This window comes from Corynebacterium parakroppenstedtii, assembly GCF_019754935.1.
Taxonomy (GTDB): Bacteria; Actinomycetota; Actinomycetes; order Mycobacteriales; family Mycobacteriaceae; genus Corynebacterium; species Corynebacterium parakroppenstedtii.
Window position 1 is genome coordinate 25707 of the sequence record NZ_JAGSOA010000001.1, and the last position, 14040, is coordinate 39746.

The 14040-nt window shown below is 55.1% G+C and carries 13 protein-coding genes; 6 read left to right on the top strand and 7 right to left on the bottom strand.

Going from position 1 to position 14040, the window contains the following annotated elements; translation table 11 throughout:
• Window positions 1-184 precede the first annotated feature (184 nt).
• The 4 genes from odhI to KCQ76_RS00135 all read left to right on the top strand — a co-directional run bounded on the left by odhI (window position 185) and on the right by KCQ76_RS00135 (window position 2929).
• On the top strand, window positions 185-616 hold the full coding sequence (gene odhI / locus KCQ76_RS00120) for an oxoglutarate dehydrogenase inhibitor Odhl (RefSeq protein WP_012731510.1): 432 nt from the start codon (window positions 185-187) through the stop codon (window positions 614-616).
• A 5-nt stretch (window positions 617-621) separates the two neighbouring features.
• A complete protein-coding gene (ftsR, locus tag KCQ76_RS00125; RefSeq protein ID WP_012731511.1) occupies window positions 622-1335 on the top strand; it encodes a transcriptional regulator FtsR in 714 nt (237 codons plus the stop codon).
• 64 nt (window positions 1336-1399) lie between these two features.
• Complete coding sequence (locus KCQ76_RS00130; RefSeq protein WP_046205198.1) at window positions 1400-2056, top strand: bifunctional nuclease family protein; 657 nt, start codon at window positions 1400-1402, stop codon at window positions 2054-2056.
• A gap of 339 nt (window positions 2057-2395) precedes the next feature.
• A complete protein-coding gene (locus KCQ76_RS00135; protein ID WP_046202442.1) occupies window positions 2396-2929 on the top strand; it encodes a MerR family transcriptional regulator in 534 nt (177 codons plus the stop codon).
• A gap of 41 nt (window positions 2930-2970) precedes the next feature.
• Here KCQ76_RS00135 and KCQ76_RS00140 read toward each other — a convergent pair whose 3' ends face one another.
• From KCQ76_RS00140 to gndA, 5 genes are all read right to left on the bottom strand, one after another.
• On the bottom strand, window positions 2971-4650 hold the full coding sequence (locus KCQ76_RS00140) for a vWA domain-containing protein (RefSeq protein ID WP_146003224.1): 1680 nt from the start codon (window positions 4648-4650) through the stop codon (window positions 2971-2973).
• Between the two features lie 9 nt (window positions 4651-4659).
• Complete coding sequence (locus KCQ76_RS00145; RefSeq protein WP_052722277.1) at window positions 4660-5592, bottom strand: hypothetical protein; 933 nt, start codon at window positions 5590-5592, stop codon at window positions 4660-4662.
• A 65-nt stretch (window positions 5593-5657) separates the two neighbouring features.
• A complete protein-coding gene (locus tag KCQ76_RS00150; protein ID WP_180962457.1) occupies window positions 5658-6716 on the bottom strand; it encodes a hemolysin family protein in 1059 nt (352 codons plus the stop codon).
• Window positions 6717-8114, bottom strand: a complete 1398-nt coding sequence (locus tag KCQ76_RS00155; RefSeq protein ID WP_046205196.1) for a hemolysin family protein — start codon at window positions 8112-8114, stop codon at window positions 6717-6719.
• A 68-nt stretch (window positions 8115-8182) separates the two neighbouring features.
• The gene (gene gndA, locus KCQ76_RS00160; protein WP_046202347.1) at window positions 8183-9646 is read right to left on the bottom strand and encodes an NADP-dependent phosphogluconate dehydrogenase; all 1464 of its coding nucleotides are present in this window, start codon (window positions 9644-9646) and stop codon (window positions 8183-8185) included.
• Window positions 9647-9713: 67 nt separating this feature from the next.
• On the opposite strand from gndA, the gene KCQ76_RS00165 reads away from it, so the two are divergent.
• Window positions 9714-10235 carry a PaaI family thioesterase gene (locus tag KCQ76_RS00165; RefSeq protein ID WP_052722276.1) on the top strand — a complete coding sequence of 174 codons (522 nt, stop codon included), beginning with the start codon at window positions 9714-9716 and terminating at the stop codon, window positions 10233-10235.
• Here the strand turns inward: KCQ76_RS00165 and KCQ76_RS00170 are convergent.
• Entirely contained in the window at window positions 10201-11637 is a 1437-nt protein-coding gene (locus KCQ76_RS00170) for an NAD(P)/FAD-dependent oxidoreductase (RefSeq protein ID WP_221914767.1), read from the bottom strand. The genes KCQ76_RS00165 and KCQ76_RS00170 overlap by 35 nt on opposite strands.
• 199 nt (window positions 11638-11836) lie before the next feature.
• Here KCQ76_RS00170 and KCQ76_RS11025 point away from each other — a divergent pair, with 199 nt between their 5' ends.
• On the top strand, window positions 11837-13309 hold the full coding sequence (locus KCQ76_RS11025; protein WP_146003223.1) for an SAM-dependent methyltransferase: 1473 nt from the start codon (window positions 11837-11839) through the stop codon (window positions 13307-13309).
• Here KCQ76_RS11025 and KCQ76_RS00180 read toward each other — a convergent pair.
• On the bottom strand, window positions 13248-14015 hold the full coding sequence (locus tag KCQ76_RS00180) for a DedA family protein (protein WP_046202345.1): 768 nt from the start codon (window positions 14013-14015) through the stop codon (window positions 13248-13250). The two genes, KCQ76_RS11025 and KCQ76_RS00180, sit on opposite strands and share 62 nt — an antisense overlap.
• Window positions 14016-14040 lie beyond the last annotated feature (25 nt).

Genomic DNA, 14040 nt, shown 5'->3' on the forward strand with positions numbered 1-14040 from the left:
ATGTGGAGGGGCATAAACGGCTACTATGGGCGCTAAATCTGTATAACCCAGTGGAAGCGGTTCTCAGCTAGTTTAGTGGCAGGCAACCGCTCGAGCGTCTGGCTATCATCTCTATGTGAGATAGTCAGTTGCATAGGGCAGTGGCTGATATGAACCGTTGGTCGAACTTAAGGAGGCAGAATCGATGAGTGACAATAGCGATTTTTCAGAATCTTCGGTGGAAACCACCTCGGTCTTTCGTGCCGATCTTTTGAAAGAAATGGAATCGGGCGCGTCCGATTCCTCAGCCCCAGGCGTTGATGGTTTACCTGAGGGCTCCGCATTGCTCGTCGTCAAACGTGGTCCGAATGCAGGATCCCGATTCCTCCTCGACCAGCCGACGACGACAGCAGGCCGTCACCCCGATAGCGATATCTTCTTGGACGACGTCACCGTGTCTCGTCGTCACGCTGAGTTCCGCAAGAACGATGACCAATTTGAAGTCGTCGACGTTGGATCTCTGAACGGCACGTACGTCAATCGTGAGCCTAAGAACTCATCAGAGCTTTCCAATGGTGATGAAATCCAAATTGGTAAGTTCCGCCTCGTGTTCCTCAACGGTCAGAAAGATTCTTAAGAACAGTGTCAGCTTTACGGAAAACGGGCCCGCTGCCTGAAGTCCGTCACGACCGCCCTTCCACGTTGTCGATCGGGGCGGTTCTTAAGCAACTTCGTCGCGAGTTTCCCGATGTCACGGTCTCTAAGCTCCGCTTTTGGGAGTCTGAGGGACTTGTCTCCCCGGCGCGTACAGAGAAGGGTTACCGACGCTACTCGTCCGCTGATGTTCAGCGCCTTCGTTATATTCTGACGACGCAGCGTGATAACTATCTGCCGCTGAAGGTTATTAAGCAGCGCCTCGATGCAATGGACGAGGGCAACGTCACCCCTGTTACGGGATTGATTTCTGCTGAGCAGTTCAAGCAGGAAAATACGCGTTTAACCCATTCAGATGTGTGTGCTGCCGCTGAGATCGATGACACTTTCCTCACGCAGCTTGCTAAAGCGGGGTTCGTTAATGCCGACAGGTCAGGCCTCTACTGCCAAGACGATGTGTCGATTGCGCGGACAGCGAGCCAATTGGTGGGGTTCGGGCTCGATGAGCGGCACTTAAAAACGCTGCGAGCTACGGCCCAACGGTATGCGGGGGTGATCACTCAGGTCAGCGGTCCGCTGGGGCACGCTAAGAGCAGTGACGCGAAGGCCCGATCGGAAGAGACAGCCCGCGAGCTCTCCGCATTAATCGTGAGCCTACAAGCGGCGTTTATTAAAGCTTCCCTGCGCGGCGAATTCGATTAGAAACTGGGTGCCGTTGACCGATTGAACCGATTGGTCGGAATGAGGATGGAGGCCACATATCATCATGGTTGAACTCGAGTATTTAGGGTTGTTTCTCCTCGGCCCAGATCGCGATCCGGCAATAGTGTTTTTGTGGCCTCAGCGCCGGCGCGTGATGACGGTGTTTGTTGGTGCATCCTCCGCCGCCACTCTTTCGGGCAAAGACATCGGCGTCGAGCCACGGCGGCCGACGTCGACAAGCGTGATTGTCGACGTTCTCGAAGCCCACGATGACGCGGTAGTGAATATTTCTATCGACGCCGTCAACCACGGCACGTTCTACGCGACGATCCATTGCGAGTCAGGGAATAGCTTTGACATTCGGGTATCGGACGCCATTGATCTTGCTCTCAATGAGGACGTGACCATTTACGCAGAGGAGTCGATTGTCAAAACTTGGTCGGTTCCCGTCACGGCTGATGTAGTTGAGCACCTCGATAGTTCGAATCAGGCTTTGTCTGGGCGACGTGAATCGAGCTTATCGTTGCTGGCTGACATGACAGGAGACAATTCCGAATCAGAGGGCAATGATCAAGAACATCTGTCGGAAAACTTGGGTGATCTTGCGGTCGGCGATGCTGATTTCGAAGAACTCATGGGGCACTTGGGTATGAGCGAGAACGACCTTACCCAGGGGAGTGACGATGATCGCGGCGATGAGAACGGCTCCAAGGATTCGTAGGAACTAGATCGTAGAGAAGAATTTGGCCGAGACTGCTGGAGTGCGAACGGGACACTCTGCCGGTTGAACGAGAGTGAACAGACTTGACACTGTGACTAGTGTGAAAGTTGTTAATTACAATATAGTAAGTTAAGCATGTGGTTTGATAGACGCGTGTGAAAAATGTGCAACATGTGTTGCGTGTCGCGTTGACTCGAAAGAATATTGGCATAACCTAGACGTCATCGAACTACATGAGTGTGAGTATTCCCGCTCTCTTGCTCAACACGTACGACCACAGAAAGTGAGCCTGCAGTGAAACAGGAACAGGCACCCGTCCAAGGCGCACTCTTTGACGTCATGGATTCGGACGATGAAGTCGGCTACCGCGTTCCCATCGCCTGTCAGGTAGCGGGGATAACCTATCGGCAGCTGGACTACTGGGCTCGTACGAAGCTCGTCCAGCCATCCATTCGATCCGCACACGGGTCCGGTACTCAGAGGCTGTACTCGTTCCGCGATATTCTTGTTCTCAAAATCGTTAAAGGCCTGTTGAATACGGGCATTTCCCTGCAGAACATTCGACGTGCTGTTGAAAAGTTGAGCAACTTAGGCGTCGATGATCTCTCCACGATTACGCTCGTCTCTGACGGAACCACGGTGTATGAATGCCGTTCCAGCGAAGAAGTCTTCGACCTGTTGACCGGCGGGCAGGGCGTATTCGGGATTGGCGTTCCCGGAATCGTCAAAGAACTCGCGGGGACGATTTCAGAATTCCCGGCGGAGAAAGTTGTCCGTGAGGGGAGTGCCGACGACAGTGCTGAAGGGGCTGCTCAGCACACTGTCGCTGGGTTCGATGAACTCGCGGAACGTCGGCGTCGTAAAACCAGCTAGCTAGCTGGCTAATACACTTGGCTTTTCAGCCAGCTACGAATTTAACCTGCCACGGCGTCGGTCAATGCTTGGGGGAATGATTTGTCTGCGGCATTTGGGATAGCGTGGTAACGACCGTTGGTTAATTGGCTCACTTCGCGGAGCCACGGGTCCACTTTGTCGCCGAGAGCGATGACATCGACTTGTACAGGGGATTGCTTGCTGATGATATCGGCCTGAAGCCGAGCATTAGCTGCGTTCATGGACTGTCCCGCATTCGTTGAATCCGTCACGATAACGACGCGCTTTGGAGCAGGTCCGCTAATTGACGCATTGAGCATCGCTGCGACGGTCGATTCATATAGGAAAGGGGTGCCGCCCGTCGTGAGCCCGTTAACCATCGACGCACTCCGAGCGCCGTGGTCACCGATGCTGAGGTCAACATGGTTTCGATAGGGTTGGACCCTTTCCATGGGCGAGGAAAAACTCCATAACGACGTCACCCGCCCGTGCTGTCCCGCTTGTTGCAGGCTTCGGGCGCTCTCGCGCTGGATAACGTCAAAATGGTTGCGCATAGATTCTGATGTGTCGATCAGCAGCAGTGTCGACGCCGGGGCAGGACGTTGTTGATTCGCCTTATCAGGTTTTTGTGTGGACTTCGTCTGGTCCTTTGCCGCGTCCTTCTTTACTGGGGACTGTTGAGCAGCCGCTTTATCGGTTGCGGCCTCACGATCAGTGTTCCCTGAAGCCTGACTATTCATTTCTGTCGTGGTGGAGTTAGTCACTGTCACCGGTGGAAGCTCGCTACTGACCTGGTTAGAAGCAGCATAAGCCAGTTCTTTGGTGTCGTTTGATAGGGAATCATGGGCAGGAGTTTTCTCGGCAGCCTGCGATTCCGAATGCGAGCGGGCGAATTCTGAAAAATCAGCGGCAGCCCGTGCTTGGTATTCGGTAACCCGAGGGCTAGAGCTCATTGTCAGAAGTGGGAAATCGACCATCGCATCACTGATCGGTGAGAACGCCGTGTTGTCGCCCCCAAGCGACTGCGGAGCCGCTACAGAAGAATCTCCCTTCCCATTTGAGACGGACGAGACCGCATCCGAAAGAGAAGTGGGGGAAAGGGTGGCAGCGACCTCACGTGCCGACGCATCACGCGCTTGAGGATCCATACCGGCTGGATGATCTTTAGCGAATTGGGCACTAGCCGCATAAGCAGACCACGTCGAGTTGCGCGGATACACCGGTGCGCCCGGTGCTTTGTCTTGTGCCGAGTTCTTGGAGTGGATCGCCCCCAATTGTTGGCGATCAACGAGCACCGACGAATCGATTTCTGCTTCGCTGCCGTCCAAAGCGGTCCCACCGGGATTATCCTGCGTTGAACCCGGGAGGCTACCAGCGGGTATCCACGCTGCGGGGAGATCCCCCTCGGGCGAATGGAACAAAGCTATCGCCTGTGCCGTATTCGCATATGTGATCTTCGGCGTAATACACGAATCGTGAGTGGAGGGATTCGACTTCGAATAGTCCGACGTCAACTTCTCAGCCGTAGCCTTGGCCGAAGGGTCAGCAATGACGTTGAGAACCGTCGACCGGTCACAGTCAGCACCGTTAGACGATTTATTCCGACTGACGAAAACCACAGACAAGGCAGCGAGAAGTGCGAGCACGATGACAATAACAAAGGCCACCCACACCCACCGTGCGAAGCGTAATTGCCGTGTTCCTGATCGATGATTCGCCATAACGCAATGTTACAACGTTAAATCTGAGGTGCGAATGATATCAATGAGCTTCGTCCGTAGGTCGGAGGCGCGCTGAGAAAATTCGCGTTGCGCAGCAACATATTGTGCTTTCCCCTCGGGCGTCTCAATGGGGACCGCAGAAAAACCCCACTCGGTGAGGTCATAGGGCGAGGCCTCCATATCCAGTTTCCGTATATCGCACGCTAAACGGAATGTATCCAGCCAGAGTTCACCCGGCACGAGGGGGCCTAATTTCGTTGCCCATTTATATAAATCCATGTTTGCGTGCAAGCATGCGCCCTGTTCACACCGTGGTTGTGTTTCCCGCGATGGGTGGAACTTATTGCGGGGGACGGCGTCGGGGGTGAAGAATCGAAAAGCGTCATAGTGCGTGCACCGCACGGAATGAGTCTCAACCACCCGGTTCGTCGCCTCTGGTCCTAGCCTGAGCGGTTCCGGGTGCCGAGGTCGTCCTCGATAAACCATCGCCCATTCGTGGAGGCCAAAACAATCAAAGTGCGTGGGATTGGACAGTGTTTGGGTCAGCAGATTCTCAATGTAGCGGAACGTCGAGCCCCGATCTGCCCACAACGCAGCAGTGTCCAATGTTGTGATGGTATGGCCATGAAGCTGATCCGCAGTGATACCGGCGCCCTCAAGCGCAACGGTGGGGACAGATTCGCAATCAACCTTAGTGAAATACTTCATGGCAGGAGCATCGACGAGATACACACCGTGGCCAGGTGACCAATGACTGAGTTTCCCTGGGGTGACAGGGTAGTAATGGAAGATAAAGTCCCACACCGGATGCCGTTGCCCGCGAGAGGCGCGTTCAAGGTGATCTTTAGTCAACCTTGTGACCATGTCCTTATGTGCATTCCGACGCATTGTCCACTCTGATGGAAAAAGAATGGTGGGGCGAAATGTTGTCGAAGTCGGCATAATGTCTGAGGTCGAATTCCTTTGCTGTCGTGGGGCAGCAGCCACGTCGGGGTTAGTCGTCTGCCTTAGTCATCGTGGGTACTATCGCGCACAGTTCCCACATATTCCTCGATCAAATCTTCGAGGGTCACGATTCCGTATTGGTGCCCGCCATCTACTACTTGCGCAATATGACGAGAGCGTCCACGCATGAGCCGCAGCGCTTGATCCATAGGCGTAAAGGGGGAGAAGGTGATGAGCGGTCGGATTTCCCTACGCGCTAACACCGTTTCCGGGTCAGAATGGGGTGGGATTTCCCGGTCCAAAATATCTTTGACGTGGACGTAGCCTAAGTAGGTGCCATCTCTGCCTGTCACGGGGAAACGTGAAAACCCGGTGTCGGCAACAGCCTTTTCCACGTCGCCCATGAGCGGGCCACTGCCGCGCAAAGGCACTGTACGGACCTCGTCGTCAGGAATGAGAACCTCGTCGATATGCCGACGTGGTGACGCTAATGCCTTGTTCAGCCGAGAGTGCTCTTCTGCGTCGATCAGGCCTTCTTGGCGTGAATCAGCGATCATGCGCGCTAGCTCCGACGGGCTAACGGTGGTGTCCAGCTCATCTTTCTGTGTGATGCCAACAGCTGCCAGCGTGATACGTGCTACCCAGTTGAAGAAAAGAATGATGGGGCGCGTTATTTTCACGAACATGACGTGGATAGGCACGAGCCACATCGCGACGTTTTCTGGGCCTGCGAGCGCAATGTTCTTCGGCACCATCTCGCCCAGAATGATGTGAAGAATCGAGACCAAGAGCAGCGCGAGCGCGAATCCAATCGGATGCAGTAATCCGTCGGGAACACCGAGAGCTGCCGCGGGGGTTTCGATGAGATGGGAGACGGCTGGTTCGCCGACTTTACCTAGCAGGAGGCTAGCGATGGTGACGCCGAATTGAGCTCCGGCGAGGTTCATGGAGAGGTGCTCAGTGGCGTTAATAATTGCGCGTGCTCTGGTATCCCCGGACTCGAGGATCGATTCCAGACGGTCTTTGCGGGAAGAAATGAGAGCAAACTCTGCTCCCACAAAGAACGCGTTTAACGCGATCAGGAAGAGGGCGAATACGAGAGCCCATAGGTCGCCGATCATTTATTCCCCCTCTCGCAGTGGCAGATTGTTGTTGTCTCCCGCACTTGTCATCGCAGATGCTTGTTCAGGAGCGATGGGGGTCAAAAGCACCCGATCCACTCGTCGGTCATCCATCGATGTCACTCGGGCCGACCAGGATAAAGGATTAGTTTCCACCATATTGGTATCTGGATCTGGCAAAACGATGATGTCGCCTTCGACGGGAATCCGTCTGAGGTTGGTCATGACCAGACCACCTAGAGTTTCATATGGTCCCTCTGGGGCTTTATAGCCGAGCCGAGACTCCAACTCATCGATGCGCACGAGCCCGGAACAATCCCACGACGTTCCCGATTGCCGTATCTCAGTCTCAGTCTCAGTGTCATCGTGTTCGTCGAAGACAGCGCCGAGGATTTCTTCGACCATGTCCTCAATAGTGACGATGCCGCTCGTTCCGCCATACTCGTCGGCAACCATGGCCATTTCGCACCCAGATTGTCGAACAATCTTTAGGACACTGTCGCCGTCGAGACTGGTAGGCACGACGGGCGCAGGATCGGCGTAGTCGATCACTAATGTGGAATCGCGTTGATCGGTCGGAAAGGTAAACGCCTTCTTGACGTGGATGACGCCAAGAGTGTTATCGAGATCGCCATCTGTAATGGGGAAGCGCGAATGTCCTGTCTCCATGGCAAGGGTGAGCAAATCCGTCATCGAGGCGTCTTTTTCGAGAGCCTCGACTTTGGCGCGAGGGGTCATAATTTCGTCGGCCGAAACATCGCCGAATTTGAGTGACCTGTCAATGAGTGTGGCTTGATTCTTTGACATACCCCCATGGAGAGCCGAGTTTCGCACCAGCGCACCCAACTCCTGAGGAGAGCGTGCCGACGCTAGCTCATCGGCGGGCTCGATTCCCATCTTTCTCACCAAATGATTGGCGGACCAATTCAACGTTTTAATGAATGGCGAGAAAAACCGGTTGAAATACACAACCGGCCGGACCGTGATCTTGGCGGCCTTCATAGGGTTAGTGATCGCTATGTTCTTTGGAACAAGCTCGCCATAAACCATGGACAGTAGTGCCGCGATAATCATCGCGATGATCAACGCAATGGACTGCGAGGCAGAGGGGGAGATCCCAACTACTTCAAGTAGGGGCGTTATAAATGTGGACAGCACCGGCTCTGCTAAATAGCCTGTGGCCAGCGTCGTTAATGTAATACCGAGCTGTGCCCCGGACAAATGAAAGGAAAGGTTTTGATGTGCCTTTCCCACCAATTTGCCCAATGGGGAGGTGTCTTCCTGGATAGTGGAATTTTCCAGACCAGTGAGCGCGAACTCCACCGCCACGAATACTCCCGTGCCGGCGGTCAACGCGATGAAACCGATAATGCCCAGAATACTTAATGCAATGTCCATAGTTGGTAGCTAGTGTAGATCCGCCAGACGACGGGAGTAATCCCGACAGGGGAGTGACCAGTCGTCAGTTACGCTTCAACCTCTGAGCGATCGCCCGACCACAGCGTGTGGAAGGAACCATCTTTATCGATCCTGCGATAGGTATGGGCACCGAAGAAATCACGCTGTGCCTGAATGAGTGTCGCGGGAAGCCGCTCAGCACGAAGCGAATCATAGTATGACAATGACGACGCGAAGACGGGGATAGGTAGCCCCATTTCCGTCGCAGATACGACAATGCGCCGCCAGGAATCAACCAGGTTGGACATCTGTTCCGTGAAGTACAAGTCCAAGAGGAGTAGCTGGAGGTCCGGATCCTGATCATAGGCTTCGCGAATGCGGTTAAGGAATTTCGCGCGAATGATGCAGCCGCCTCGCCAGATCGTCGCTAAGTCACGGGGATCGACGTTCCATTCGTGCTCTGCTGATCCGGCCTTAATTTCATCGAAACCTTGGGCATAGGCCACCATCTTCGATGCGTAGAGGGCCCGTCGCACGTCCTCGATGAAGCTCTCCCGTTCCTCAGCGGAAATGGGTGAGCGGAGAGAACCGCCGGGGAGGTTCCCCTGTGTGGCAGTGCGTTGTGCGGTAGCACCAGACAATGCGCGTGCGAAGACCGCTTCCCCGATACCGGTGACAGGAATTCCCAGGTCAAGGGCAGCTTTCACCGTCCAGCGGCCGGTTCCCTTCTGGCCTGCGCTGTCAACGATGACGTCAACGAGCGGTTTTCCGGTTTCACTATCAACATGGGAGAGGACTTCTGCGGTGATTTCAACCAAGTAGGAGTCAAGATCGCCCTTATTCCACTCCCGGAAAACGTCGGCGATCTCTGCTGGCTCCATGTTCGCGCCGTAGCGGAGCAGGTGGTAGGCCTCGCCAATGACCTGCATATCGGCATACTCAATGCCATTGTGAACCATTTTCACGAAGTGCCCTGCGCCATTAGGACCGATGTGGGTGCAGCACGGTGTGCCGTCAACCTGTGCGGCAATCGATTCCAGTAATGGGCCGAGAGACTTGTATGACTCTTCTGGGCCACCAGGCATGATGGAGGGGCCGTTGAGAGCACCTTCTTCACCACCGGAAATCCCTGCGCCGACGAAGTGCAATCCGCGGGCAGCAATTTCCCGTTCGCGGCGGATGGTATCCGTGTAGAGAGAGTTACCGCCATCAATAATGATGTCGCCTTCCTCCATAGCATCCGCCAGCTGTGAAATGACGGCATCGGTCGCCGCACCAGCTTTCACCATGATGAGGGCGCGACGCGGGCGCTCAAGAGAAGCAACGAATTCTTCAATCGTCGACGACGCAATAAATGAACCTGTTTCACCAAAGTCCGACATAAACGCGTCGGTTTTTTCGTGAGAACGGTTGTACACCGCGACCGTGTAGCCGTGCGATGCAAAATTACGGGCAATATTTGAGCCCATCACTGCGAGCCCGACGACTCCGATATTGGCTAGGTTGCCTTGTGCTGTGGAGGTATCACTCATGACCCCTGAGTCTAGCGTGTTCTATTTCCGACGTCTGACAGTGCATATATCAGTACGATGGTGATCTATGAGTTTTGTCGAGAAATTCGGAATTTCCACACAGCGTCAACTCACTGATGAGGAATTAGCTGAGCTCAATGGCGGCGCCGTGTACGGAGAGGAAACTCCTGAAACAGGATCGAGCTCTGCTCTTCCGCACGGATTAGACCAAACCCTAGGCATGACCTTTACCGCGGTTGGCCCCGACAGAGTTGAGGGCAGGATCGTGATTGATCAGCGCCATGTTCAGCCGTGGGGTGTGACGAATGGTGGTGTGTACTGCGCGATTGGTGAGTCTATTGCATCTATCGCGGGATATATCGCCGCTGGGGGACAAGCAACTGTGATGGGAGTGAACAACAACACAGATTTCTTTCGCCCGTCGCGCCCAGGGGATATCTTGCGTGCAATCGCACGGCCGGTCAACCTTGGCCGGACTTTCCAGGTATGGGAAGTCCTTATCGCGAATGAACAAACTGAGAAGCTTGTTGCGCGGACAAACCTTCGAACGTCGGTTATTCCGCAGTCTTCCACTTCTCAGCAGGGTTAGGGGTACCCAGTTTCCGGGTCTCCCGCACCTCTGCAGCCTTGGGTGATTCGACTGCTAATTTGTCCAACCCGTTGCGTGCATAAAGCTGCTGCTGGGTGGTGTCCAAGTGCCACCGCTTGGGGGAAATGGAATTGAGCCCCCAGCTGACCATCGACACCAGCCTGTTGCGGAAGCCCACAATGAAGGCTAAGTGAACCAGCAGCCACGTGACCCATCCAAAGAATCCAGCGAATTCAACTTTATCCAGCTTAACGACGGCCTGGAATCGGGACACTGTGGCCATCGAGCCCTTGTCAAAGTACTCAAAGTCGGGGCGCTCCTCATATGACCGCCCCCGTGCTTCCTGGGCAATCTGTTCGGCAGCATACTTGCCACCCTGGATAGCTACCTGGGCAACACCAGGCAGCTTATTCAGTGACATCATGTCGCCGACGACGAAGACATCGCGGTGGTTGCCCACGGTGAGGTCAGCATTGACCGGTACACGCCCGGCGCGGTCGACCTCGACGCCACTTTGTTTCGCGATGATGGCGCCCAGGGGAGAGGCTGCAACGCCGGCGGACCAAATCTTGCATGACGCCTCGATGGTCGTTTCTTCGCCGGACTCGAGATTCTTGTACGTTAGACCGCGCTTGTTAACATCCGTCACGATGGAGCCGAGGATAATTTCGACGCCCATCCGGCGCAGTTGGTTGGCCGCTTTTCGACCCAACCGCTTACCAAACGGCGGAAGTACCTGGGGTGCTCCGTCGAGAAGAATGATGCGCGCGTCCGCAGGGTCGAAGTTGGAGTATTCGCCCGTCAGTGTGCGGTTCGCCATTTCCGCGACCTGCCCGGCTAACTCGACACCGGTGGGGCCTGCGCCGACGATGGCGAAGGTGAGAAGGCGATCGCGTTCACGCTGATCTGTCGTCATCTCGGCACGTTCGAATGCGCTAATAATGCGGGAGCGGATTTCGAGGGCATCGTCGATGCTCTTCATTCCCGGTGCGTACTTCGTGAACTGGTCGTTGCCGAAGTAGGACTGACCCGCGCCGGCCGCCACAATCAAGGAATCATAAGGGAACACGAGTTCGTGACCATCTTGCGACGCTGTGACAGTCTTTGCTTCTGTGTCGACATTCTGAACTTCGCCTCGTGCGACGTGAATGTTGGGATCGGCATGGAAGATTTGCCGAATCGACGAGGCTATTTCACCGGGGGAGAGAATGCCGGTTGCCACTTGATACAGCAGCGGTTGGAAAACGTGGGTATTGTTTCGGTCGATGATTGTGACGTCGACATTTTCGTTGGCAAGGCGTTTTGCCGCGAAAATCCCGCCGAAGCCGGCGCCGATGATAACGACGCGGTGCTGAGAAGCGTGGGAAGCGGGGGCGTTGTGGTTCGTTTTTTCGGAGGGCATAGGTCTCCTTCGGTGGGATATATCGTGCTTGGTCAGGGGATCACGAAAAGTGTCGCCACACATCAGTGTATGTCGGATCACACAGTATGTAACCAATCACACTATAGTGTCAGGCGTAAGTGTGGTAATTGCCGGGTTCATTCGCGAAGCTAGTCAATGGTTACTTAGTAACTCATGACGGCCTGCGGGGACGTGTGGCGTGGTGCAAACCATCAAGCCCTTATCCGCGGTAGTTTTAGGGCGGGTAGAAAGTAGTAAAAAGGCGCATATACCAGCACTAAGTGGGGTCGGCGTCGGCACGAAGAATCGGAAGGGAGTAGCCGCACAGGTGAAAAACAAAGGGCATATTGACCCCACAACGTGGCCTAACCTCGTCCGAGAATCCTCCGCACCCATGATGGGGGCGAGAGCTAGCGCAGTTCACGATCGACTCGAAGAGTTCCTCGAGTCCGTCGACATCTCCGTGCCGGACGAACCCATCGGAATTGGAGACATCGATCCCGAACCACCTATTGCCTACAACCCTGAAGCAATATTTTCGTCGGAACCGATGCGGATGTCGGTCTATGACCCCAATGTCATGAACCGCATGGTCGACTCCGGTTTCCTCGGCCTCGGCGAGGGATATGTCGCGGGAGAATGGGACGCGATACCTCTAGCCGACGTGCTAGCAACCCTGCTCGACCACGACATCGAGGCCGGATGGGGGAAAATGCTCTCCCGATGGTCGCGGAACAAAGTGACCGGCGTACCCCGTGCAGGTGAACTGCCCCTCGAACTCATCGAACTGTGCACCGGCCCCTCAAAAACATGGGGAAGCCCCCTGTTTGCGACGAGCTCGCGGACATCTGTCACTGAGACGCTGAATTGGAAAAACAAAACCACCATTGTCGACGTGACACGGTACGAATCGCCACAGTCGGTGTCATATGACGATATCGAGTCCGCCCAGTACCGACGCGTGAACCAAATGCTGGATGAATGTCGCGTCGGGCCTGGTTCGCGAGTGCTCGAGTTCCCAGCATCGAGTGCGACGCTTGCCGTGACTGCTGCTCGACGAGGCGCCACCGTCGATGTTCTCACGTCGGACCCCGTTTACGCTGAGGACATACGGCGCATTGTGCGGGAAGAGAAGCTGGCGGGTGCTGTTCACGTGGAAACCATCAGTGGGCCGATACCGAGCCCCCGTCAATGGTCGGGTGCGTATGACGCAATCATGTCGGTTGAACGCATGGAAACGATGGGCGTAGGAGGCTTGCGCCCGTTTTTGCGAGCAATTGGGCGGATGCTGTCTCCCGGCGGTCGGGCTTGCATACAGAGCGTCATCAACACTGGGCTTTCGGAGAACTCTCTCCAAGCTCTCGGGATCATGCGTGGTTATGTGTGGCCAGCGTTGGAATATCCGACGGTGGAGAATGTCTGCGATGCGCTAATGCGGTATACCGATCTGGTGGAACGGGCCGAGGTCCATTGCGGCGATCATTTGCGTGTCACGTTGCCACTGTGGCGACGCGAATTCGCGATTAATCGCGATGCTGCAGCAGCTGCCGGTTTTGATCGTGTTTACCGACGTTTGTGGTTCTATGTCTTAGCGCTGCAAGAAGCCTTGTTTATGCGCGGTGAATTGGATGTCGCTCAGTTTGTTCTTCTAAAGCCGAAGAAGAGCGAGTAGCGGAAGGGGCGGTGGAAGGCTCGGCAACGGATTCCGACGCAACGTCTGCGGAGTCTTCCTTAGCGTCCTGGGTGCCCTGGGCATTCTGATTGGTCTGATCCCAATTACTGCGGTGCTTTCTCCACGCGAGTTGGGTGGCTTTGAACAAAGCCGGTATGACGACGGACAACAATCCAAGAATGATAAACCAGTGAACGTATTTGTCGATTAGAGGAATACCCCCTAACCAGTATCCAATTGCTATCACTCCTGCGCCCCATATCGTGCTTCCGATGACGGACCAAAGAGTGAACGTTCGGTGTTTCATGCCAGAAACGCCCGCAACGACGGGCGTAAGTGTGCGAACTACTCCGATGAAACGCGCAAGCATGACTGTGGGCGCGCCGAATCGATCAAAGAAATGATGAGTGCGATCAAGGGCTCGCGGACCCATCCAGGTCATCGCTCTGGATTCGAGAACTCGTGGGCCAACCTTGCGTCCAAACAAGAAGCCGACTTGGTCGCCTGCGATTGCGGCGAGGGGAACGGTGAGCATGAGTTGCCACACGTGCGCGAAGGGGTGAGGCTGGGCTGCCAAAATACCCGCGGTGAACAGCAGAGTATCGCCGGGAAAGATGAAGCCGATGAGCATGCCGGTTTCCATGAAGATGATGACGAGGACGCCAATGAAGCCGAAAGTATTGATCAGCATATTGACGTCGAACATGCTTCGCTCACACCCCAATCAACTC